This is a genomic window from Streptomyces sp. NPDC001868, assembly GCF_040297125.1.
Taxonomy (GTDB): Bacteria; Actinomycetota; Actinomycetes; order Streptomycetales; family Streptomycetaceae; genus Streptomyces.
The window spans coordinates 105357-127645 of record NZ_JBEOYO010000027.1 but is presented as its reverse complement, the minus strand read 5'-3'; the positions used below and the strand labels follow the sequence as shown (position 1 = coordinate 127645).

At 70.0% G+C, this 22289-nt stretch carries 20 protein-coding genes and 2 pseudogenes; 9 read left to right on the top strand and 13 right to left on the bottom strand.

All coding sequences use genetic code 11. From position 1 onward, the window contains the following. Positions 1-108: 108 nt before the first annotated feature. The 8 genes from ABT147_RS28245 to ABT147_RS28210 all read right to left on the bottom strand — a co-directional run bounded on the left by ABT147_RS28245 (position 109) and on the right by ABT147_RS28210 (position 8813). Positions 109-1062, bottom strand: a complete 954-nt coding sequence (locus ABT147_RS28245; protein WP_351411111.1) for a fumarylacetoacetate hydrolase family protein — start codon at positions 1060-1062, stop codon at positions 109-111. Positions 1063-1069: 7 nt separating this feature from the next. Then, positions 1070-3013: an acetoacetate--CoA ligase gene (locus ABT147_RS28240; RefSeq protein ID WP_351411110.1), complete on the bottom strand. Its 1944-nt coding sequence runs from the start codon at positions 3011-3013 to the stop codon at positions 1070-1072. Beyond that, a complete protein-coding gene (locus ABT147_RS28235) occupies positions 3010-3588 on the bottom strand; it encodes a cupin domain-containing protein (RefSeq protein ID WP_351411108.1) in 579 nt (192 codons plus the stop codon). Before ABT147_RS28235 ends, ABT147_RS28240 begins: the two co-directional genes overlap by 4 nt. Before the next feature lie 17 nt (positions 3589-3605). After that, a complete protein-coding gene (locus tag ABT147_RS28230; protein ID WP_351411106.1) occupies positions 3606-4625 on the bottom strand; it encodes a fumarylacetoacetate hydrolase family protein in 1020 nt (339 codons plus the stop codon). A gap of 97 nt (positions 4626-4722) precedes the next feature. Beyond that, positions 4723-5661 carry a VOC family protein gene (locus ABT147_RS28225; protein WP_351411104.1) on the bottom strand — a complete coding sequence of 313 codons (939 nt, stop codon included), beginning with the start codon at positions 5659-5661 and terminating at the stop codon, positions 4723-4725. Positions 5662-5702: 41 nt separating this feature from the next. Continuing rightward, positions 5703-7238, bottom strand: a complete 1536-nt coding sequence (locus ABT147_RS28220) for a bifunctional 3-(3-hydroxy-phenyl)propionate/3-hydroxycinnamic acid hydroxylase (RefSeq protein ID WP_351411102.1) — start codon at positions 7236-7238, stop codon at positions 5703-5705. Positions 7239-7344: 106 nt separating this feature from the next. Then, on the bottom strand, positions 7345-7947 hold the full coding sequence (locus ABT147_RS28215; RefSeq protein ID WP_351411100.1) for a PaaI family thioesterase: 603 nt from the start codon (positions 7945-7947) through the stop codon (positions 7345-7347). Further along, positions 7944-8813, bottom strand: coding sequence for an ABC transporter substrate-binding protein (locus ABT147_RS28210; protein ID WP_351411099.1), 870 nt, complete (start codon positions 8811-8813; stop codon positions 7944-7946). The genes ABT147_RS28215 and ABT147_RS28210 overlap by 4 nt, the downstream gene beginning before the upstream one ends. A 262-nt stretch (positions 8814-9075) precedes the next feature. Here ABT147_RS28210 and ABT147_RS28205 point away from each other — a divergent pair. Further along, positions 9076-10092: pseudogene (locus tag ABT147_RS28205) on the top strand (acetyl-CoA C-acyltransferase); the annotation flags it as partial. Positions 10093-10205: 113 nt separating this feature from the next. Here ABT147_RS28205 and ABT147_RS28200 read toward each other — a convergent pair. Next, complete coding sequence (locus ABT147_RS28200) at positions 10206-10778, bottom strand: TetR/AcrR family transcriptional regulator (RefSeq protein ID WP_351411096.1); 573 nt, start codon at positions 10776-10778, stop codon at positions 10206-10208. Between the two features lie 96 nt (positions 10779-10874). On the opposite strand from ABT147_RS28200, the gene ABT147_RS28195 reads away from it, so the two are divergent. Beyond that, positions 10875-12083, top strand: a complete 1209-nt coding sequence (locus ABT147_RS28195; protein ID WP_351411094.1) for an MFS transporter — start codon at positions 10875-10877, stop codon at positions 12081-12083. 117 nt (positions 12084-12200) lie between these two features. Here ABT147_RS28195 and ABT147_RS28190 read toward each other — a convergent pair whose 3' ends face one another. Both ABT147_RS28190 and ABT147_RS28185 read right to left on the bottom strand, forming a co-directional pair. Further along, positions 12201-12377 (bottom strand): hypothetical protein, encoded by a 177-nt coding sequence (locus ABT147_RS28190; RefSeq protein ID WP_351411092.1) that lies wholly within the window; start codon positions 12375-12377, stop codon positions 12201-12203. Positions 12378-12621: 244 nt separating this feature from the next. Continuing rightward, a complete protein-coding gene (locus tag ABT147_RS28185; protein ID WP_351411090.1) occupies positions 12622-12900 on the bottom strand; it encodes an Atu4866 domain-containing protein in 279 nt (92 codons plus the stop codon). Positions 12901-13489: 589 nt separating this feature from the next. Here ABT147_RS28185 and ABT147_RS28180 point away from each other — a divergent pair. After that, positions 13490-14173, top strand: a pseudogene (locus tag ABT147_RS28180) (SDR family NAD(P)-dependent oxidoreductase); the annotation flags it as partial. 88 nt (positions 14174-14261) lie between these two features. Here the strand turns inward: ABT147_RS28180 and ABT147_RS28175 are convergent. After that, positions 14262-14801, bottom strand: coding sequence for a MarR family winged helix-turn-helix transcriptional regulator (locus tag ABT147_RS28175; protein WP_351411088.1), 540 nt, complete (start codon positions 14799-14801; stop codon positions 14262-14264). Positions 14802-15043: 242 nt separating this feature from the next. On the opposite strand from ABT147_RS28175, the gene ABT147_RS28170 reads away from it, so the two are divergent. Genes ABT147_RS28170 through hpaD form a run of 6 tightly spaced genes read left to right on the top strand, consistent with a single transcriptional unit; the run spans position 15044 to position 21912 of the window. Then, complete coding sequence (locus ABT147_RS28170; RefSeq protein ID WP_351411086.1) at positions 15044-15547, top strand: flavin reductase family protein; 504 nt, start codon at positions 15044-15046, stop codon at positions 15545-15547. A gap of 51 nt (positions 15548-15598) precedes the next feature. After that, positions 15599-17050 (top strand): 4-hydroxyphenylacetate 3-monooxygenase, oxygenase component, encoded by a 1452-nt coding sequence (gene hpaB / locus ABT147_RS28165; RefSeq protein WP_351411084.1) that lies wholly within the window; start codon positions 15599-15601, stop codon positions 17048-17050. Next, a complete protein-coding gene (locus ABT147_RS28160; protein WP_351411082.1) occupies positions 17050-18483 on the top strand; it encodes a fumarylacetoacetate hydrolase family protein in 1434 nt (477 codons plus the stop codon). The genes hpaB and ABT147_RS28160 overlap by 1 nt, the downstream gene beginning before the upstream one ends. Further along, on the top strand, positions 18480-19412 hold the full coding sequence (dapA, locus tag ABT147_RS28155) for a 4-hydroxy-tetrahydrodipicolinate synthase (RefSeq protein WP_351411080.1): 933 nt from the start codon (positions 18480-18482) through the stop codon (positions 19410-19412). The genes ABT147_RS28160 and dapA overlap by 4 nt, the downstream gene beginning before the upstream one ends. Continuing rightward, complete coding sequence (hpaE, locus tag ABT147_RS28150; RefSeq protein ID WP_351411078.1) at positions 19409-20890, top strand: 5-carboxymethyl-2-hydroxymuconate semialdehyde dehydrogenase; 1482 nt, start codon at positions 19409-19411, stop codon at positions 20888-20890. Before dapA ends, hpaE begins: the two co-directional genes overlap by 4 nt. After that, complete coding sequence (hpaD, locus tag ABT147_RS28145; RefSeq protein WP_351411076.1) at positions 20887-21912, top strand: 3,4-dihydroxyphenylacetate 2,3-dioxygenase; 1026 nt, start codon at positions 20887-20889, stop codon at positions 21910-21912. Before hpaE ends, hpaD begins: the two co-directional genes overlap by 4 nt. An 82-nt stretch (positions 21913-21994) precedes the next feature. Here the strand turns inward: hpaD and ABT147_RS47420 are convergent, their stop codons facing one another. Then, positions 21995-22135: a hypothetical protein gene (locus ABT147_RS47420; protein WP_502983176.1), complete on the bottom strand. Its 141-nt coding sequence runs from the start codon at positions 22133-22135 to the stop codon at positions 21995-21997. Positions 22136-22289 lie beyond the last annotated feature (154 nt).

Here is a 22289-nt window from a genome sequence, read left to right as displayed (position 1 = left end):
GCCTGCTGCGGTTGCTCTTACTTCCCACCTGGCACTACTTCCTCTGGAACCTCAGGTCCCAGTCTCCAGGTGTCCAACATCAAGGGGAAGGTTCAGACGTGACGGCGGCTACCTAACGAGGTTGCGCTGCGTACCGAGTCCGGTGATCTCGCTCTCCATCACATCGCCCGCGCGCAGGAACCGGCCGTAGTGCGAGCCGTTGCCCTGCGGGGAGCCAGTGATGATCATGTCGCCCGGCCGCAGCACCACCCGGTGCGAGATGTACGAGATCAGGGCGGCCACCCCGAAGATCATGTCGTTGGTGTTGCCCTTCTGCATGACCTTGCCGTTGAGCCGGAGTGTGATGTCCAGGTCCTGCGGGTCGGGCACGAAGCGCGCCGGCACGAGGTAGGGGCCCGTGGGGTAGAACGTGGGCTGGTTCTTCGCCCGCATCCAGTCGGTCCCCATCATCGGGATGTCCGGCCGCGGCACCAGGCTGCGCGTCGTCAGGTCGTTGCAGACGGTGTACCCGGCGACATGGTCCAGTGCCTCGTCACGGCTCACCTCGCGCGCCTCGCGCCCGATGACCACGCCCAGTTCGAGTTCCCAGTCGTGGTTCTCACCGATGGAGGGCAGGACGACGTCGTCGTACGGGCCGCTGATCGCGGACGGGACGCCCACCCACACGTACGGTTCACCGTGCGCGGCACGTTCGTCCATCTCACGGGCGGCCTGGTCGCGCAGTTCCTCCTCGGTGGCGTCCTCCTTCCCCAGGCGGTGCGCCACGGTGATCTGGATGACGTGCTCGCGGTAGTTGGCCCCGGCGCCGAAGATCTGGCCCGGCGGCTGGACCGGGGCGAGCACCGTGAGCTCACCGGCCGGCCGCCCGTCGCCCTCGGGTGCGTCGGCGAGGGACTGGAGCACCTCCAGGGAGGTGTCCCAGTCGGCCAGCAGGTCCGACGTGGTCGTGGCTTCGGGCAGGACGGTCCGGGTGTCGTACACCCGGTCGTGCACGACGATGCCGGGGAACGGACCGGACTGTCCGTCGGCGAACGTTCCCAGTGAGAAGGGGGTCTGGCTCATGGTTTCCTCATGCTTTCCGGCGGGTGTGGGCGAACTCCGCGTATTCCTGGAGCAGCGCGCTGTCGTCCACCGCGCCCAGGTCCACGACGTCGCTCAGGGATGCTCCCTGCAGCAGGCGCTTGACCGGCACCTCTATCTTCTTTCCCGTGCGGGTGTGCGGGATCCCGCGCATGGGCACGACCTCGTCGGGCACGTGCCGCGGTGACAGCTCCTCCCGGAGCACCTGGTTGATGCGCCGCGTCACCTCTTCGGGGTCGGCGTCGTCCTGGAGGGCGACGAACAGCGGCATGTAGTAGGCGTCCTCGCCCAGTTCGGCGCCCACGACGAGGGCTTCGCGCACCTCGGGCAGCGCCTCGACGACCCGGTAGATGTCCGCCGGCCCCATGCGCACGCCCTGCCGGTTCAGGGTGGAGTCCGAGCGGCCGTGGATCACACTGCTGCCGTCGGACTCGAACTCGATGAAGTCCCCGTGCCGCCAGGCTCCGGCGTACACGGAGAAATAGCTGTCCCGATAGCGCCGGCCGTCGGGGTCGTGCCAGAAGCGGAGCGGCATCGAGGGCATTGGCCGCGTGACCACCAGCTCGCCCCGCTCGCCGATCACGGGCTTGCCGTCCTCGTCCCAGGCTTCGACACATACGCCCAGGGCGGGTGCCTGGATGCGCCCCACGCGGACGGGCAGGGTGGGGGCTCCGCCTACGAAGATCGAGCACACGTCGGTGCCGCCGCTCATGGAGGTCAGCCACACGTCGCCGAGCCGGTCGTGGACCCAGCGGAAACCGTCGGTGGACAGCGGTGATCCGGTCACCTGCACCGTCCGCAGTGCCCCGGCCTCGGGGGCGAGACCGGCCTTGAGGCAGGCGTGCAGGTATCCGGCACTGACACCGAGCGTGCCGACGTCGTGTTCGTCGGCGACACGGAAGACACGCCCCAGGTCGGGGCGGACCGGGTTCCCGTCCAGCAGCACGATCGTGGCGCCGACCGCGAGCCCGGAGACCAGCATGTTCCACACCACCCAGCTGGTGCTGGCGACGTTGAGGAAGCGGTCGCCGGCCCGTAGGTCCGAGTGCAGCCGCAGGACCTTGAGGTGTTCCAGGAGGACACCTCCATGGCCGTGCACGATGCCCTTGGGTGCCCCGGTGGTGCCGGAGGAGAACAGCACCCACAGCGGGTGGTCGAAGGGCAGCTCGTCGAACTCCGGCTCGCCTCCTCCGGCGGTGACCGTGCCCCAGAGCGACACGGGCCGGTGCGTCGTGGGCAGGCTCCCAGGGTGGAGGTGGTCGACCCAGAGCACGTGCTCCACCGACGGCAGCCGGTCGATCACGGTACGCATCTCGTCCGTGCGCTCGTGCGTCCGCCCGCCGTAGTGGTAGCCGTCCGTGAGCAGCAGAACCTTGGGCTCCAGCTGGGCGAACCGCGACAGCACCCCGTCCGCGCCGAACTCCGGGGAGCACACCGACCACACGGCCCCCACCGCGGCACAGGCGAGGAGGCCCGCGACCGCCTCCGCGCGGTTGGGCAGGACGGCGGCCACCCGGTCGCCGTGGGCCACGCCCATCCGGCGCAGCGCGGCGGAGAGGGCGGCGACCTGGTCGCGCAGTTCGGCCCGCGAGAGCTTGTGCGACGTGCCGTCGTCGTCCACGACGACGAGCGCCTCGCCCGGGCAGCGGCGCAGCACATGCTCGGCATAGTTCACGGTACGGCCGGGAAACCACGTGCCTCCGGGCATCTCCCGGGGAGCCACCGGGCCGGTCGGGATACCACCGAGTCGTACGTCCTCGAATTCGGCGACGGACTCCCAGAACCGGCCCGGGTCCTGTGTCGACCAGCGCCAGAGATCCAGGTAGTCGTCGCCGCCGTCGTAGTCCTTGAGCCCACGGCGGTAACGAACCAGTTCGCTGCCCTCCTGCCGGGCAGGGCTCGGCGTCCACAGGATGTCGTGCGCGGTGCTCATGAGACAGCGGTGTCGACGGGCAGGGAACCGATGAGGACGAAGGCCACGCGACAGGTCGTGTCACCGCGGTTGGACCAGGAATGGCTCGTGCCTCGCTGGATGATCACATCACCGGCCCTGGCGAGGGTCTCTCCCTCGTCCGTCAGCAGCCATATCTCGCCTTCGAGGACGAGGGCGTAGTCCAGGCTGTCGGTGCGGTGGAACCAGAAGTGGCGGTCGCCGGCGGCGGGGGGCGCGGCGTCGCGGGCGTGTTCGCCGTCGATGTCGTCGAAGAGGGAGTCGGCGGCGGCGTCGGTGTAGGCGCTGTCGGGCGGGAAGCTCGCGATCCGGAAGACCGTTCCTCCGAGCTTGGGGTACATCGGCACCTCGACGTCGGCGGAGGCCGCGTCCTGGTTGCCGTCGTTGCTGACATCGCCCGGTTCGGTCTGCCAGGGGACGATCGCGCCGAACCCTTCGACGGTGTCGGACGCGAAGACGTTCGGGGCCGGGCCGTCGCTGATGACGGTGGAGCGGCCGTCGGCGGTGTGACCCGTGACGATGCGCCGTACCGGCTTGATGGCGTGCGGGTTGCTCATCTTTCTCGGTCCCGTCGTCAGTTCGCCGGCGTACCAAAGGGATACGGGCGGGGCTCGGGCCACCAGGGGGCCTTGTCCGGCTCGGCACTCATGCGGTTGCGCAGGATGCCGACGCCTTCCAGTTCGAGTTCGATGACGTCTCCGGGCGACAGCCTCCGGTCCAGCTCCAGGCCGGAGCCGTTGGGCAGGGTGCCGGAGCCGATGAGGTCTCCGGGCTGAAGCCGGTCGCCGATGGAGACGTAGGCGAGCAGTTCCTCCGGCGTGTAGATCATTCCCTCGGCACTGGTCTCGCTCCAGACTTCGCCGTTGACGCGGACCACACCCTTGAGGCCGTCGACGGACGGCAGCTCGTCGACGGTCGTGATCCACGGACCGATGCCGTACGCGTAGTCCTTGCACTTCTGCGGACCCATGCCCATGCCCATCTCGGGCCCCTGGATGTCACGGGCGCTGAAGTCGTTGAAGATCGTGACGCCGAACAGGTGGGCGCGGGCGCCGTCGGGGGTCAGGTTGCGGCCCGCGGCACCGACGATGAGGCCCATCTCCAGTTCGTAGTCGACGAATTCGGAGTAGGCAGGGTAGGGGATCTCCTCGTCGTGGCCGTAGACCACTCCGGTGGATCCCTTGAAGTAGCCGGGCGTCTTGAACAGTTGGGGGTTGGGCAGTCCGCCGCCCACCTTCTCGGAGAACCCCTTCATGTGCGCCGGGAAGGTCAGTCCGTCACGGATGACCGGCGGGTCGACGGCCGCCACCCAGGACAGCCCCTCGATCGGCAGCGAGGCGTCGTCGGCGGCCCGGTCCACGGCCCAGTGGGCGGCGTCGAGGAACGCCGGCCCCGCGGCGATGGCGGCGGCCATGCTCGACGGGAAGTGGGCGGCGGCCAGTCGGCGGGCCGCGTCCGGCGTCGCGTGCTGTGTCTGCCTGGCCAGGGCATAGGCCCTGGCCAGGTCGATGACCCTGCCCTCGTCGGGGCGCACGGCGACGAGCCTGATCTGCTCGCCGTCGGGGGAAGGTGTTGAGATCCGGCCCAGCTTCATGGGTACAGCCTCTCTATCTATTCAGAACGCTTCGTATCGCATGGTGAAGGGATTGCCTTGTCGGCGGCGTCCCGAGCGCATCTCGGGCCCGGGGGGGTCACACCGGCGGTGCGATGAACAGCCCCCGGTCCGGGTCGTTGAACATCTCCCTGGACACGAAGTCGTTCATCGGGTTGGAGGTCCCCCACACGTCCGAGGTCTCCGGGTCCTCGGTGCTGTACAGGTGCGGGTGCCAGGTGTCCTCGTCCAGGGTCTCCAGCTCCGTGGTGTACTCCATGGTGTTGCCGTTGGGGTCGTGGAAGTACGTGAAGGTGTTGTCCCCGGCGCGATGCCGGCCGGGCCCCCAGACCTTGTGGATCCCGTCGCGCATCAGGCGGCCACTGCCGCGCATGTACTCCTCCAGACCGCGCATCTCGAAGGACGCGTGGTGCAGCGAGACATGGGGACAGCGGGCGATCGCCATGCTGTGGTGCTGAGGGTTGCAGCGCAGGAACCACATGATCCCGCCAAGCTGCGGGTGCACGTTCGTGTCCGAGAGCCGGAAGTCCAGGTACTTCTCGTAGAAGGCCATCATGCGCTCGGGCTCCGGGGAGTTGAGCACGACGTGGGACAGCCGTACCGGGATGTCCTCGCGCTCCTCGATCCTGCGGTGAGTGCGGGCGACCACCTCGGTGGAGATCTCGATGGTCCGCCCCTCCACGTCGAAGAACCGGAAGCCGTAGCCGCCACCGGGCGTCTGGAGCGTGTCCGGCTCGCTCACCAGCTGCACGCCGTCGGTGGCGAGGCGGGTGGCGAGGCCGTCCACCGCGGCACGGTCTGCGGCACCGAAGGAGACCAGGTCGAGGCGCTTGTCCTGGGAGCGGCGGACCCGGACGACGTACTGCTCGGGCGAGCCCTCGGCGGCGAAGTAGGTGACGTCGCCGTCGGAACCGACCTTGGTCAGCCCCCACTGCTGCTCGTAGAAGGCGACCTGCTTGTCGTAGTCCTGAACCGCGATGTCGACGTGACGGAGGTGAGTGATGGGCTGGTCGGGCATGTGAACTCCTGTGCGGGAAACAGTGTCTGCGCGCGGGCCGGTCAGTGCTGCGCGGTTGTCTCTTGCTGTGGCGGGCTCATCTCGCGCGGGGGTTCCGGGGCGCCCGCGAGGGGCAGGAGCCGGAGCAGCACTTCGAGTTGTTCGGGGGTGTGTGCCGTTCCGAGCACGTAGCGGTCGGGACGGACCAGGACGGCGGGAGCCTCGACCGACGTGAGCAGTCGGCCGACGTGCTGGGGGGAGGTCAGTACGGCGACCTCGGGCTCCTCCTCCAGCGCCTCGCGTACGGCGTCGGGCAGCCCGGCTTGCAGTTCGGGCGTGGCCGCGAGCAGGAACCGGCGTCCCACGAGGTCGTCGAGACGTGTCCCGTCGGGCAGCATCGGCTGCATCGAGAGGCGCCCGCCCTGCGGATCGGCGGGGCCGGTGTGCACACCAGGGCCCAGGGCCGGTGCCGGCGGGTAGCTGTCGGCCGGATTGGCGCGGATGTGCGCGTCCCGCCGGGCGGCCATCACGGGGTCGGTGGTCTGGACGAGTCCGGCCATCGTCGCCGCCTGCTGGACCCAGTACCTGGCGTGGTCCTTGCGTTCGGACTCGTAGGTGTCGAGCAGGGACTCGGGGGCTCTGCCACGTGAGACGAGGCGGAGCTTCCACACCAGGTTGGCCACGTCCCGCAGGCCGGCGCACAGTCCCTGGCCGAACAGCGGAGGGGCCAGGTGAGCGGCGTCACCCGCGAGGAACACGTTGCCGACCCGCCATGACGTGGCCAGCCGCGCGCGGAAGGTGTAGATGACGCTGCGGTCGGGTTCGAAGTTCTGCGGCGTGAGAACACCTCGGCTCAGCCGGGCGATGCCCGCCGGTGTGACGATCTCCTCCGGGTCGTCTCCGGGGAGGACTTTGAACTCCATGCGCACCCGGTCGCCGGGGAGCCTGATCCAGAGCGCGGGACGGGTGTGCCGGCCGAGGAAGACCATGTCACCCTCGATTCCCGCCGTCCCTCGCAGGTGTCCGTCGACGACGAGCCACGGATCGTCGGTGCCGAGGTTCTCGCCGGACACCCCGAGCGTGCGTCTGACGGTCGAGGTGCCGCCGTCACAGGCGATGACCCATCGCGCGGTGAGTGTCCGTGTCGTCCCTTCCGGGGTGCGGACGGTGCAGCGGACCGAGTCGTCGCCTTGCCGGATGTCCAGCAGCGTGGTGCCGAGCCGGAGTTCCACATCGGCGAGCCGCTCCACTTCGGCGCGCAGCAGCCCGTCGACCTCGGGCTGATGGAACAGGACCTCCGAGTGCCAGCCTTGCGGCCCCATCTGCCCCGTGGCATGGGACACCAGAGTCTCGCCGGCCTCGTTCTCCATGCGGTAGTCGCACATCGGCTTGACCCGGGCGGAGAGTTCCTCCCCCAGGCCCATGGCCTGGAAAGAACGCACGGTCTCACCGTCGAAGTGCACGGCCCGCGCCTGTCGCCACATCTCGGGCTCGCGCTCGATCCCCGCGGCCCGCACACCGGCATGGCCCAGCAACGCGAGGGCCATCACCCCGACGGGTCCACCACCGACAACGATGACTTCACAGTCCTGTGACACCTGAACTCCATTAGCGGCTCTGGTACTTGGACGTACCGTTTGATTTCTGCACCCCGCGCGTCCGCCGGACGACCTGTGCGCTCGGCGTTCTCGGCTGATGACAGGGCTATCGGCCCGGGTGGTGCCCTGGCACGGCCGGTCCGTCCACCGCGTCGGTGTCCGCGCCCGCCGGACGGACGCGGCGCTCCTCGTGGCCGGCTCGTCCGGACAAGCCGCCCGGGACCGGATCGCTCCCCGCCGACGGCTTCTCGTCCGCCGCCACGATCCGCACCCCCCGCCCGCTGAACTCTGCGATGACGTCGTCACCCCGCCGCACCGTGACCTCACAGATCACCGAGCGGCCCTGCCAGGAGCGGGTCACCGCTTCGGCGATCAGGTCGTCACCGAGGTGGCCGGGGCGCCGGAAGGCGATGTCCGCGCTCGCCGTGACGACCGGCGGACCGAAGCTGTTGACGGCACAGGCGAAGGTGGTGTCGGCCAGCGCGAACACGAGCCCTCCGTGCACGATCGCGTGACCGTTGACCATGTCAGGCCGGACCCGCATCCGTGCGCATGCTCGCCCGTCGGCCGCCGAATCGACCTGTATTCCGAGGAGTTCGCGGGTACGGTCCTCGCTGAGCATGTGGCGCACGCTCCTCGCCACCTGACCGTCCGTGACGCGCCCCGCGTCGTCGCGATGACCGTCGGACGTGACCAGGTCGGGCGTCACGGACGCAGCTCCAGACCGAGCGGGCCGCCGTCGTACAGGTCGTCGGCACCAGGCACCTGGTCGGGCATCATGCCGAGGCTGTCGCGCATCGTCAGGACGCACTCCAGACCGGCACGAGCAGGAGCCAGCGAGGCGGGGCGCGTGCGCAGCGCGGCCCGCGCCGAGGCCGGTCCGTACCCGCCCCGCGTCAGCACGTCCACGATCTGTTCGTCCTCCGTGGCGTGCAGCCACTTCCGCGCACGGTCGAGGGCCGTGAGGTAGAGCGAGAGGTTCTCCCGTCCCGCCTGCCGCGTCGTGGGACCGGCCACCACTGCCTGCCCGGGGAAGTCCGGCACCTCGTCCTCGACCGCGAGCAGCGGGACGAACCCCTGCTGTCGCGCCAGTTCGTCCAGCGGCGGCCCCAGCCACGTCGCGTCGATCGACCGTGAGCGCAGGGCCTCGAAGCGCTCGCGCACTCCGCCCACCGGCTCGAACTCGTACGCGCCCGGCGGGAGGCCATGGTGACGCAGGAGATGGCGCAGCACGACGGCGAAGCCGTTGTCGGGCGCGTCCACGCCGAGCACGGCGCCCCGCAGGTCGTCCAGCCCCCTCACCGAGGGCTGTGCGACCAGCCGGAGTGGTGTCGTCGACTCGATCTCGGCGACGACCCGGAGGTCGCCTCCGCCGGAATTCCAGACGACCAGGTTGTCGATGGCCGTGACGCCCACATCGACGTCGTCGGTCAGCAGTCGGTCACGCTGGTCCGTCGACGACTCGATCAGCACGGTCTCGACCTCAAGGCCGGCGTGAGCGAAGAAACCCAGCTCGTCGGCAACGACACATACGGGCGGCGGAATGAACACCGCCTGTCGAAAGCACACCGTCATTGGAGTGCTCCTCTCTGCACGAGGTGCCCACACACTAGGTCAATCGAAACGGAACGTCTAGGACCGTAGCCAGTATTTTCTCTTGGCCGCAGCACCCTGCGACACGATGGCACGGCAGCCGATACAACCACCCCTGACCTTGCGGAATGATGTTTCCGACGCGCACTCCCACCCCCAAGTACGCGCGTCGCAACCTCCGCACCCGATGGACTACTCCGCACCTCATACGAAACGGTCCGTTTAACCTTTCCTTCGGTGGAGGGCCGTCAAGGATGTCCGCCCCGACGATCTCGCGGTGACAGCGGTCCGCGCGGCCCTCGACCAGCTGCCCGAACTGGACCCGGCCCGGATCGACGACCTTCATCTCGGCTGCGCCGAGCCGAGCGGCGAGCACGGTGCCAACATCGCCCGGCGGGTGGCCGTGCAGCTGGGGACCGGCGCTTCGGACCCACCGGAGCGGATGCCGAAAATGTGGCGAACCCGGGGTTCGAGCAGGCGCGAGTCAACCGCCCGTGGACCGATCCCCGCTCCGACGGCCAGCCGCCCGACGTCTACCTGGGCATGGGGCAGACCGCGGAGAACGCAGACCGCGGAGAACGTGGCGGGCCTCCGCGAGATCAGCCGCCAGGAGCAGGATCACTACGCCCTGCGCAGCCGGCAGCTGTACGCCAAGGCCGCCGAGTCCGGGTTCCACGCCCGAGAGATCACCCCTGTCCGGCTGCCCGACGGCACGGTGATCGCCACCGACGACAGCCCGCGCCCCGGCACGACGTACGAGGCACTCACAGGTCTGCCGCCGGCCTTCCGGCCCGGCGGCACGGTCACCGCCGGAAACTCCTGCCCGCTGAACGACGGAGCCGCCGCCGTGGTCATCATGAGCGATGTCAGGGCGCGAGAGCTCGGCGTCACTCCCCCGGCCAGGATCGTGGCCACCGGCGTGTCCGGCCTGTCCCCCGAGATCATGGGCCTGGGGCCGGTCGAGGCCACCCGACGCGCCCTCGCGCACGCCGGCCTGTCCGTCGGGGCCATCGACCTGTTCGAGATGAACGAGGCGTTCGCCGTTCAGGTCATCGCCTCTCAGCGCGAACTGGGCATCCCGATGGACAGGCTCAACGTGCACGGTGGGGCCATCGCGCTGGGCCATCCGTTCGGTGCGACCGGCGCGCGCATCATGACCACCTTGGTCAACGGGTTGCGCACGCGCGACGCGCAGTGGGGCGTGGAGACCATGTGCGTCGGAGGCGGGCAGGGCATGGCCATGGTGCTGGAGCGCCTCAGCAGACCACCCGCCCGCCTGGGGCCGCCTGTCAGCCGGACGGCCCCGGGCGGACGCCGACGCGGACGGGCGCAACCTGGCATCCGACGAGACGAACCGGTCGTACCGCCCGCCCGCTACGCCGGACCGGGAGGCCCCACATCTGTCGGCAGGGCCTGGACGGCCCGAACGATGTCCGCACGGAGGTCGTCGAGGCTGTGGTCGGGGCCGAGGACCATGCGTCGCAACTGGGGCATGCCGATGCTCCAGCTCGCCAGGGCCAGGGTGAAGAACACACGCGTGCGAGCGTCACCGCCCGGACCGGCGGACTCGGCGGCATCGATCTTGTCCTGGTAATGGCGGGTGCGGGCCTCTTCCGCGGGGACGGGCCGGTCGCCGATCTCCAGGGCCTCCCACATCACCAGGCGCAGGGCCTCCGGGTGGGCGCGGTGGTAGTCGAAGAGGCGCTCGGCATAGCCGGGCAGATCGTCGCTGGGCGGGACAGCCTCGGCCAGGCCGGCCAGGGCGCGCTCGAGAACCACGGCGAAGAGCTTGTTCTTGTCGCCGAAGTAGTCGTAGATCGCACGCTTGTTGGCCTTGGCCTCGGCGGCGATACGGTCCACCCGGGCACCCGCGACGCCGTGCGCGGCGAACTCCGCGGTCGCCGCCGCGAGGATGCGTTCCTTGGTCGCCGTGGAGTCGTATGCCATGCGTCCGATGGTAACGAACTGGTTCGTTTGACGAATCCAAGGCCCACATGCCAGCCTCGAAATCGAACCATCCAGTTCGTTCGGACGGAGGAACAGATGTCCCGCAAGCTGCCTCTACTGATGGCGCTGGCCTGTGGTGTCGGCGTCGCGAACGTCTACTTCCCGCAGGCCCTCACCCCTCTCATCGCCGACGGCCTGGGTGTAGCCCCGGCCACTGCCGCGATCGTCGCGACGGTGACCCAGCTCGGTTACGCCGTCGGCATCTTCCTGCTGGTGCCGCTCGGCGACCGCCTCCCCCGCCGTCCGCTGATCACCGGGCTGCTCGCGACGACCGGCCTCGCCCTCCTCGTCGCCGGTCTCGCCCCGGCCACCGGCCTGCTGCTCGCGGCCGGTGCCGTGGTGGGTGTGGCGACCGTGGTCCCGCAACTCCTGTTGCCCATGGCCGCCGGTCTGGTCGAGCCCGATCGACGCGGCAGCGTGATCGGCACCCTGCAGGCCGGCCTCATCGGCGGCATCCTCCTGGCCCGCACCTTCGGCGGCGTGCTGGGCGAACACCTGGGCTGGCGTGCTCCGTACCTCGTCGCCGCCGTGCTGACCGGGCTGCTCGCCGTCGTCCTCGGCCTCGCCCTGCCCGGCAACGCCCCGGCCGTGCACGACCGCTATCCGACCCTGCTCACCGACACCCTGCGGATGGTGCGCGGCGAGCGGCAGTTGCGGCGCTCCGTGTATTTCCAGGTCACGCTCTTCGGTGGGTTCAGCGCGGCCTGGACCGCGCTGGCCCTGCTGGTGACCGGCCCCACGTACGGCATGGATACGCAGGCCGTGGGACTGCTGGCCCTGATCGGCGCGGGCAGCATGTTCTGCGCGCCCGCGGCCGGGCGCTGGGTGGACCGGTTCGGCGCCGACCGGGTGAACCTGTGGTGCATCCTGGCCGCCCTCGCCGCGGCGGCGGTGCTCACCGCGGGCTCCATGGGCGGGGTCGCCGGGCTCGTGGCCCTGGCCGCCGGACTACTCCTGCTGGACGTGGCGGTGCAGTGCGGCCAGGTCGCCAACCAGGCCCGTATCTTCGCCCTACGGCCCGAAGCCCGCAGCCGTCTCAACACCGGCTACATGACCTGCGCGTTCCTCGGCGGCAGCGCCGGGTCGTGGCTCGGCACCCGCGCCTACGTCCAGCTGGCCTGGGGCGCCGTCTGCGCCCTCATCGCCCTGGCCGCACTCCTCGCCCTCACCGCATACCTGGTCGGCCACCGCCGTCGGCACGACGACCGGGACGCCCGGCCCCAGCCGATCGGCGCGGCGCGCTGATCACCCTCACGTCCGCCCCTGCTCCTTCCGCAACCCGGACACCGCGCTCCGGGTGATCCCTGAGCGGACCATCGGGCACACGGCTCCTCGCGCCGTTCATCGATCGTCTACCGGCGCTCAGGTGGTTCGGATGTCGTCCACCCGTTCGCCCTCGGCCTGGGAGGGCTCGGTCCTGGGGACGTCCGGGTGCTGCTCCACGGTCGTGCGCTCCGCCGGTTCGTCGCGCTCGCCCTCGGCCTGAGAAGGCGTCTGCGAGTACAGCCAGCGCTCATATTCAGGGGCTCCGGTCTTCATGGCGGGCCTCCCTCGGTCGCTCATCTCCATGCTCCTCCCGGGCCCGGCGCAGGGCCAGGGCGGCCGGTGTACCGGGGTCTCACGCGCGCGGCGGGCACGGCAGGATCAGGCTGGACCTGCGGAGTTTCCCGCCGAGGTCGCGCCGGCGCGGTTCGGGCACGAACCGCCCATCGGCGAGGGCTCACTGCACGAGGTCAAGTTACGGACAGGGTTGACCTTGTCCCTGGTCCACGACGGCGGGTTCCTACCGGGTGTGCTCGGCGGCGCCCTCGCGGTAGAGCACCAGGTGCTCGTGGAAGAGGACGCCGTCGCGGACGTCGCCGGTGGCGGTGAAGCCGGTGTCGTCGGCGTAGTCGATGTGGGTGCCGGTGACGGTGTAGTGGCCGGTGTAGGCGCTCTGGAGGGTGCCGCGGGCTTCGTCGTAGCGGCCGTCGGGCAGGAGTTCCTGGCGGATGAAGCCGTCTGCGGTCACCCGCATGCCGACGTACGAGTGCGGGTTGCGGGGCGTGTCGTTGCTGGTCATGGCTCTACGATCGCCTCGGCGGCCAGCCGTAACCAGGCTGAGGTCACCCCAGGTGGGGGCTTCCTGGGTGCCGTGCACCCAGCATCGCCGGCCCTGGGGCCCTTCCTGTCGTGCGGCAGCGGTGCGGGCCGCCCGAGCCCCTCCCCATGGCCCCCGCCGTCGTACGCGGCCGGACGGATCGTGGGTGCCGGACACCTGGGACAACGGCGGCCAGGTTCCGATTCCGCCGCGCGCCGAGCCTGGTGGTCAGGCAGCCGCTGTAGCTGCCGGAGCCTTCACGGACGTCCTCCGCGTGGCTCTTGCGACCAAACGTGATCCAGTACCCCCGGCCTACGCCGGGCAGCGACAACGTAGGAAGTGACCCCCCCTGTCACCCTCAATGGGCATGTTCATTGGACGAACAGGGCACCCCTCGCCGACGGCCTCAAGGCGCACCATCCGTGCAGGACGCCCTCGCCGGGTTCCGGTGGCCTCATGAGGCTCCGCACCGGCCCGGTTCCTTTCGCACTCTGAACCAAGGAGACGAGCCATGGCGGGAAGACTGACCGGCAGGACCGCCGTCATGACCGGAGGCAGCGCGGGTATCGGGCAGGAGATCGCGCGTAGGCTCGCCGCGGAGGGAGCGGACATCGCGGTCGCGGACATCGATCCGGCCGACGAGACAGGGGAACTCGTCGCGGAGTCCGGCCGACGGTTCTTCAGCGACAAGGTCGACATCTCGGACGAGGACGCGGTCCAGGCGTTCCACGCGGGTAAGAGGCGAACTCGGCGCTGTCGACGTCCAGGTGAACAACACGGCCGTCGTCCTGTTGTCCGACATCGAGCGGGTGACCTACGACGAGTGGCGTCGCACCTTCGCCGTCAACGTGGACGGCGCCTTCCTCACCACCAAGGCGTTCCTGCCGGATCTCAAGGAGTCGGGGTCCGGACGGATCATCAACATCACCTCCTCCAGCTACTGGACCGCTCCTCCCCCGTTCGTCTCCTATGTCTCGGCCAAGGGTGCGCTGAACGGACTCACCTCGGTACTCGCCTCCAACCTCGGCGTCCACGACATCACCGTCAACGGCGTCGCGGCGGGCTGGGCCGGACACCCGCGGCCCTGGCCAACACGAACGAGGCGTTCTTCGACGAGGCCGTGCGGCTCCAGAACGTCAAGCGTGTGCAGATGCCGACGGACGTCTCGGGCGTGGTGGCGTTCCTCGCCTCCGACGACGCGGCGTTCATCACGGGGCAGATCATCGTCACGGACGGGGGCAGCACGCGCCGCTAGGACCGTGCCGGGACACCGCCGAGACCGGCTCCCACCGATGGCTCGGCCGGCGGGCGCGAGCGCGTACCGAACTCCGGGCAGCCCGGGTTCAGGCCCGGTGGCGGGCGTCGAAGTGAGTGGAGTGGGCGGTCAGTTTGCCCAGCAGTTCGATGAGGGTGCGCTGCTCCTCCGTGCTGAGGGAGCTCGCCCACTCCCGTTCCCGCGCGTTGTGGTCCCGGAAGGCGGTGGTGATCGCCTCCAGACCGGCCCCGGTCACGGTCAGCTGGACAGCGCGCCCGTCGTACGCGGCACGCTCCTTGCTGACCAGGCCGTCCCGCTCCAGGGTGCTCACCAGCGCCGACACGGCCGCCCGGCTCATTCCGGACAGCTCCGCGACCTTCTTCGCCTCGACCGGGCCCGACAGCCAGATCGCGAACAGGACCCGGAAGCCCGGCCACGACCAGCCCCGCGGCCGGTGCACGGTCGATTCCAGGTCGTACACCAGCATGTTGGCCGCCCGGTGCAGGGTGAGCACCAGCCGCATCGCGAGCGGGTCGATGCCGGGCAGTTCCCGGCCGACCCGCTCGACGGCGTGGTCGATGAACGACCAGAAGTGCAAGTGGTCGGCGTCCGGCTGTTCCTGGTTCACATCGGGAGTGTAGGCCGGACGGCCGGACCGGCGACCGGCCTCCGCACGACCGGCGCCGCAGCCACCCACCAAGTTACCTTCGAGTAGCAGATTCCTCGCCCGAGGGGGTTCCCCGAACTCCGCACCCACGGTACCGTCCAATTAATCAAAGCTTTGATTACAAGCCTTGATCAGCATATACACCCTTCTGTCCCGGCCCGTGGCGCCCAGCTCGCGGCCCGGCCGGCTCCCAGGGAGTCCCCATGCCCGAAGCTCTCGCTCCGCCGAGTCCCGGCGCGCTGCGCGCCTGCATGTCTCGGTTCGCGACCGGCGTCACCGTCGTGACGTACGAAGGAGACGACGGCCCCCGCGGGGCCACCATGAACTCCTTCACCTCCGTGTCCGCCGATCCCGCGCTGGTACTCGTCAGCGTCGCCCGACGCGCCCGCTGCCACGACCAGCTGGTCGACAGCCCCTTCTGCGTCAACATCCTCGGCGCCGAACAGGAGCCGCTGGCCCGGCAGTTCGCCGGGGTCCAGGGCGCGGCCGAGCCCCGCTGGGCGGAGGGCGCACGCATCCCCCGCCTCGCGCATCCCCTCGCCTGGATCGAGTGCGACCCCTGGCGCTCGTACGACGGCGGCGACCACACCCTCGTCGTCGGCCGCGTCACCGCCCTCGGTCACCGCGACGGCGACGCCCTCACCTACGCCTGGAGCCGCTTCGGTACCGCGGCCGAGGCCACCGACGGCATCGAACACCTCGTCTGACCAGCCCACTGCCCTTACCGCTGACCCGCACCACGTATCAGGAGCACGAACATGGCCGCACGCACCGGCAAGGAATACCTGGAGCGCCTCGCCGCCTCCCGCCCCACCGTCCACATCCAGGGCGAGACCCTGACCGGCGGGGTCCAGGACCACCCCGCCTTCCGCAACGTGGTGCGGACGTACGCCGAGCTGTACGACCTGCAGCACAGCGACGAGCACAAGGACGTCCTCACCTACACCTCCCCCACCTCCGGTGAGCCGGTCGGTACCTCCTTCCTCACCCCCAAGACCCCGGAGGACCTGGTCAAGCGCCGCAAGGCGGTCAAGGTGTGGGCCGACCACAGCAACGGCATGCTCGGCCGCACCGGCGACTACATGAACAGCTCGCTCATGGCGCTCGCCTCGGCCGCCGACTGGTTCGCCCAGGCGAACCCGGCCTTCGGCGAGAACATCCGCCGCTACTACGAGAAGGTCCGCGAAGAGGACCTGCTGTGCACGCACACGCTGATCCCGCCGCAGGTCAACCGGTCCGTGGCCGGCACCCAGCAGGCCGGCGGCAAGCTCGCGGCCCGCATCGTGAAGGAGGATGACAACGGCGTCGTGATCCACGGCGCGCGCATGCTCGCCACCATCGCCCCGTTCGCCGACGAGATGCTCGTCTTCCCCTCGACGGTGCTGCGCGGCACCCCCGAGGACAAGCCGTACTCCTACGCCTTCGCCATCCCCAACGACACCCCCGGACTGCGCTACATCGCCCGCGAGCCCCTCGACTACGACCGCTCGCGCCACGACCACCCCCTCGGCTCCCGCTTCGAGGAATCCGACTGCGTGGTCGTCTTCGACAACGTGCATGTGCCCTTCGAGCGCTGCTTCGCCCTCGGCGACGCCGAGCTGTGCAACGGCTTCTACTCGCAGACCGCTTCCGTGGTGCACATGACCCATCAGGTCGTCACCCGCACCACCGCCAAGACCGAGTACATCCTCGGCCTGGTGACACTGCTGACCGAGGCCATCGGCATCGAGCAGTTCCAGCACGTCCAGGAGGACGTCGCCGAGATCATCGCCACCCTGGAGATGCTCCGCGCCTTCCTGCGCGCCGCCGAGGCCGACGCCGAGGTAAACGAGTACGGCGTCCTCACCCCCGCCTTCGCCCCGCTCAACGCCGCCCGCAACCTCTACCCCAAGCTCTACCAGCGCTTCCCGCAGATCCTGCGCAAGCTCGGCGCCTCCGGCCTGATGGCCACCCCGACCGAACTCGACATCAACGGCCCGGCCGCCGAGGACATCGAGGCCTACCTCCAGTCGGCCACCCTGACCGGCGCAGAGCGCGTGAAGCTGTTCCGTCTGGTCTGGGACACCTGCATCTCCGCGTTCTCCAGCCGCCAGGCCCTGTACGAGTACTACTTCTTCGGCGACCCGGTCCGCATGGCGGGCGCTTACGTGAAGTCGTACGACCGTGAGCCCTACAAGGCCAAGGTGCAGGCCTTCCTGGAGCGTTCCTGATGACGCACCCGCTCGGGAACCCACCGACGAAGATCATCGCGGTTCACCTCAACTACCCCAGCCGGGCGAAGGAACGGGGCCGGGTCCCCTCCCAGCCGTCGTACTTCCTGAAGCCGCCGTCGTCCCTGGCGGGCACGAAGGAGGCGATCGTCCGTCCCGCCGGGTGCGAACTCCTCGGATTCGAGGGGGAGATCGCCCTCGTCATCGGCTCGCGCGCGCAGCGAGTGACGCCGGAGGACGGCTGGTCGTACGTCCGCTGGGTGACGGCCGCCAACGACGCGGGTGTGTACGACCTGCGGTACGCGGACCGTGGCTCCAACCTCCGTTCCAAGGGCGCCGACGGTTTCACCCCCATCGGCCCGCGCCTGCTGGACGCCCGTGAACTGGACCCGGCCGCACTGCGGTTGCGGACCTGGGTGAACGGCGACCTGGTGCAGGACGACACCACCGACACCCTCCTGTTCCCCTTCGGGCAGCTGGTCGCCGATCTGTCGCGGCTGGTCACGCTGGAGCCGGGCGACGTGATCCTCACCGGTACGCCGGCTGGTGCCTCGGTCGTCCGGCCCGGTGACCTGGTCGAGGTGGAGGTCACCGCGGGCGAGTTGTCCACCGGGCGGCTGCGCAACCCCGTCGCGGAAGGTGACCCGCTCGCCGCCTACGGGGCCATGCCCAGGACCGACCCGGCGGAACGGGAGGCCGCCTACGGGCTCTCCTACGAGCCGGAGCCGCTGCTCGCACCGGAACTGGCGGCCGGGCTGCGCTCGGTGGCGGTGGCCACGCTGAGCGCGCAGCTGCGCTCGCGAGGTCTGCCGCACATGTCGATCGATGGCGTGCGGCCGGTGGGACCGGACGGCGCGGCGATGGTGGGCGTTGCCCACACACTGCGCTATCTGCCGCTGCGCGAGGACCTCTTCAAGCGCTACGGCACGGGGATGAACGCGCAGAAGCGGGCGATCGAGGAAGTACGCCCCGGTCATGTCCTGGTCATGGACGCCCGCCGCGACGCGACCGCGGGCACCCTCGGCGACATCCTCGCGCTCCGCGCGCACCGCCGAGGCGCGGCCGGAGTCGTCACCGACGGCGCGGTCCGCGACAGCGCCGTCGTCGCCGGTCTGGGCCTGCCCGTCTACGCGGCGGGCGCCCACCCGTCCGTCCTCGGCCGTCGGCACGTCCCCTGGGACACCGGAGTGCCCATCGCCTGCGGCGGCGCCCTGGTCCAGCCCGGGGACCTGATCGTCGGCGACGCCGACGGCGTGGTCGTCGTACCGCCCGACCTCGCCGAGGAGTTGATCGCCGCCTGCCGCGAACAGGAACGGCAGGAGCGCTTCATCACCGAGCAGGTCGCCGCCGGCGAGAGCGTCGACGGCCTGTACCCCCTGGGCCCGGCCTGGCGGGACGCCTATGAGAACTGGTGCAAGGGAGAGTCACAGTGAAGTTCCGCAGCGACCCGGCGGTCATCCGCGGGTCCATCGCCCCGGTCATCACACCGTTCACCGCGGACGGCGCCGTGGACCACGACAGTCTGCGGGCGCTGATCCGCTTCCAGCTGGACTCCGGTTCGCACGGCATCTCGCTCGGCGGTTCGACGGGCGAGCCGAGCGCGCAGAGTGTGGCGGAGCGGATCGCCGGGTTGCGTACGGCGGTCGAGGAGATCGGCGACCGCGTGCCGTTCCTGCCCGGCACGGGCTCGCACAAGCTGGACGAGACACTCGAAATCACGGCCGCCGCACAGGAGTTGGGCGCGGACGCCGCCCTCGTCATCACGCCGTACTACGCGCGCCCCACCCAGGAGGCCCTGTACCAGTGGTACGCGACGGTGGCCCGGGAGTTCCCGGACCTGCCGATCGTCGCCTACAACGTGCCCTCGCGCACGGCTGTGGACATCGCGCCGGAGACGGTGAAGCGGCTGTTCACCGACTTCGAGAACTTCGTCGGTGTGAAGGAGACGACGAAGGACTTCGAGCACTTCTCGCGGGTGCTGCACGCGTGTGGCCGTTCGCTGCTGGTGTGGTCCGGTATCGAGCTGCTGTGCCTGCCGCTGATGGCGCTGGGTGGGGCGGGGTTCGTGTCGGCGGTCGCCAACCTCGCGCCCGGCGCGGTGGCCCGCATGTACGAGCTGTGGGAGGCGGGCGAGTTCGACGCCGCCCGTGACCTGCACTACCGCCTGCACCCGCTGGTGGACCTGCTGTTCGTCGAGACCAATCCCGCCCCCGCCAAGTGGGTCCTCGCCCAACAGGGCCGCATCGCCTCGGACCACGTCCGTCCGCCGCTGACCGGGCCGACCGAGGCGGGCCTGACGAAGATCCGCGCGCTGCTCGCCGAGGGCGGCGACCTCACCGCACCGATCGGAGCCGACAAGTGACACCCGAGAACCTTCCCTCGATCATCCGGCACTGGATCGGCGGTGAACTGGTCGACTCCGTCGACGCCCGTACGTTCGACGTCTCCGACCCCGCGTCCAACACCACGTACACCCGGGCCGCCCGCGGTGCGGCCGCGGATGTCGACCGTGCCGTGGCAGCCGCCCGCTCCGCGTTCCCCGAGTGGGCCGGTCTGTCCAACCGGGCCCGCGCGAACGTTCTTTACCGCATCGCTGACGCCGTCGAGGCCCGGCACGACCGGCTGGCCGCTTTCGAGTCGTACGACTCCGGTCTGCCGATCACCCAGGCGAGGGGCCAGGCCCGGCGGGCGGCGGAGAACTTCCGCTACTTCGCCGACGTCATCGTGGCTCTCGGTGAGGAGGCGTTCCGGCAGGGCGAGGAGCAGTTCTCGTACGTCGTGCGGCAGCCGGTCGGGGTCGCCGGGCTGATCACCCCGTGGAACACCCCGTTCATGCTGGAGAGCTGGAAGCTGGCGCCCGCGCTGGCCTCCGGGTGCACGCTGATCCTCAAGCCCGCCGAGTGGACCCCGCTGTCCGCGTCGCTGTGGCCGGAGATCTTCGCCGAGGCCGGGGCCCCGGCCGGTGTGGTGAACATCGTGCACGGCATCGGGGAGGAGGCCGGGCAGGCCCTCGTCGACCACCCGGACGTACCGCTGATCTCCTTCACCGGCTCCACCGACACCGGCCGGCACATCATCCGCTCCTCCGCACAGCACCTGAAGACCACATCGATGGAGCTCGGCGGGAAGTCCCCGGTCGTCGTCTTCGCGGACGCCGACCTCGAAGCCGCCCTGGACTCGGTCGTGTTCGGGGTGTTCTCCCTCAACGGCGAGCGCTGCACCGCCGGTTCACGTGTCCTGGTCGAGCGTCCGCTGTACGAGGAGTTCACCCGCCGGCTGGCCGAGCGTGCCGCGAACGTACGCGTCGGGCTCCCCTCCGACCCGGCCACCGAGGTCGGCGCGCTGGTCCACCCCGAGCACTACGCACGCGTCCTGAACTACGTCGAGATCGGCAAGAAGGAAGCCCGGCTGGTCGCGGGCGGCGAACGGCCGGCGCACCTGACCGACGGCAACTACCTCCAGCCCACCGTCTTCGCCGACGTCGAGCGTGACGCCCGTATCTTCCAGGAGGAGATCTTCGGACCCGTCGTCGCCGTCGCCCCGTTCGACGACGAGACCGAGGCGATCGAGCTGGCCAACGCCACCCAGTTCGGTCTGGCCGCCTACATCTGGACCTCGAACCTCAAGCGCGGCCACCGCATCGCCCACGCCGTCGAGTCCGGAATGCTCTGGATCAACTCCCACAACGTCCGTGACCTGCGCACGCCCTTCGGCGGGGTCAAGGCCTCAGGCGTCGGCCGCGAAGGCGGCGCCCACAGCGTCGACTTCTACACGGAATCGAAGATCGTGCACGTCGCGCTCGGCGATGTCCACACCCCCCGTTTCGGAGCCGCCTCATGAGTACGCGTCCGCATCCCGACGCCCCCGACGTCATCCGCTCCGCCTACGCCCAGCTGGCCGTCACCGATCTCGGTGCCGCCCGCTGGTTCTGGGTCGACATGCTCGGCTTCCACGTCCAGTACGAGGACACAGACGCCCTCTACCTCCGGGGCACCGACGAGCTCACGCACCATTCGCTGGTGCTGCGCAAGGGCCCGATCGCGGCCCTCGACCACCTCGCGTACCGGGTCCGCACCCCCGACGACATCGACAAGGCGGAGAAGTTCTTCCGTCAGCTGGGCCGCCCGGTCAAGCGGCTGAAGAAGGGCGAGGGCACCCACGGCGTCGGCGACGCCGTCCGCGTCATCGACCCGCTCGGCTTCCCCGTCGAGTTCTTCCACGAGATCGACCGCGCCGAGCGCCTCATCCAGCGCTACGACCTCCGCCACGGCGCCGAGATCGCCCGCCTCGACCACTTCAACATCTGCACCCCCGACATCCCCGCCGCCTACGCCCACTACCAGTCCCTCGGCTTCGGCTGCTCGGAGACCATCGAGGGACAGAGCGAGGACGGCGAGCACGAGCTCTACGCCGCCTGGATGTACCGCAAACAGACCGTCCACGACGTCGCCTTCACCGGCGGCGCCGGACCCCGCCTGCACCACCTCGGCGTGGCCACCCACGAATCCCACCAAGTCCTGCGCGCGGCCGACATCTTCGGCGCGCTGCACAAAGAGCACCACATCGAACGAGGCCCTGGCCGCCACGGCGTCTCCAACGCCTTCTACCTGTACCTCCGAGACCCCGACGGCCACCGCGTGGAGATCTACACCTCCGACTACTACACCGGCGACCCCGACCACGAGACATACCGCTGGAACGTCCACGACGACCGCCGCCGCGACTTCTGGGGCAACGCCGTGATCCCCTCCTGGTACAAGGAGGCCACCCCCGTCCTCGACCTCGACGGGAGCCCCCAGTCCGTGTCCGACGCCGTGCTCGACGAGGCGGCCGTACAGGTCGGAGCGGACGGCCTCGGCTGATCCTTCCTCCTGTCCCCCTGCGCCCCGCCCCGGTCGGCCTTGAGCCTCCGGGGCGGGTGCGGTCATGTCGGATGGAGGTCGGTCAGGTGGTGCGGAGTGTCGCCGCGCGGCAGACCGTGCGCTGTGCGCCGAGGCCCGTGATCTCGTCGTCCATGACGTCACCGGGCTGGAGGAAGCGGCCGTAGTGTGAGCCGTTGCCTGCCGGGAAACCGGTGATGATCATGTCGCCGGGCCGGAGGGTGAGAGTGCCTCCTCGACCGTGACGTTCCGGGTCTCACGGCCGATGACCACGCCGAGTTCGAGTTCCCAGTCGTGGTCGTCTCCGCGGCCGGGAGGATCACGTCGTCGTAGGGGCCGCTGATCGCGGAGGGGACCCC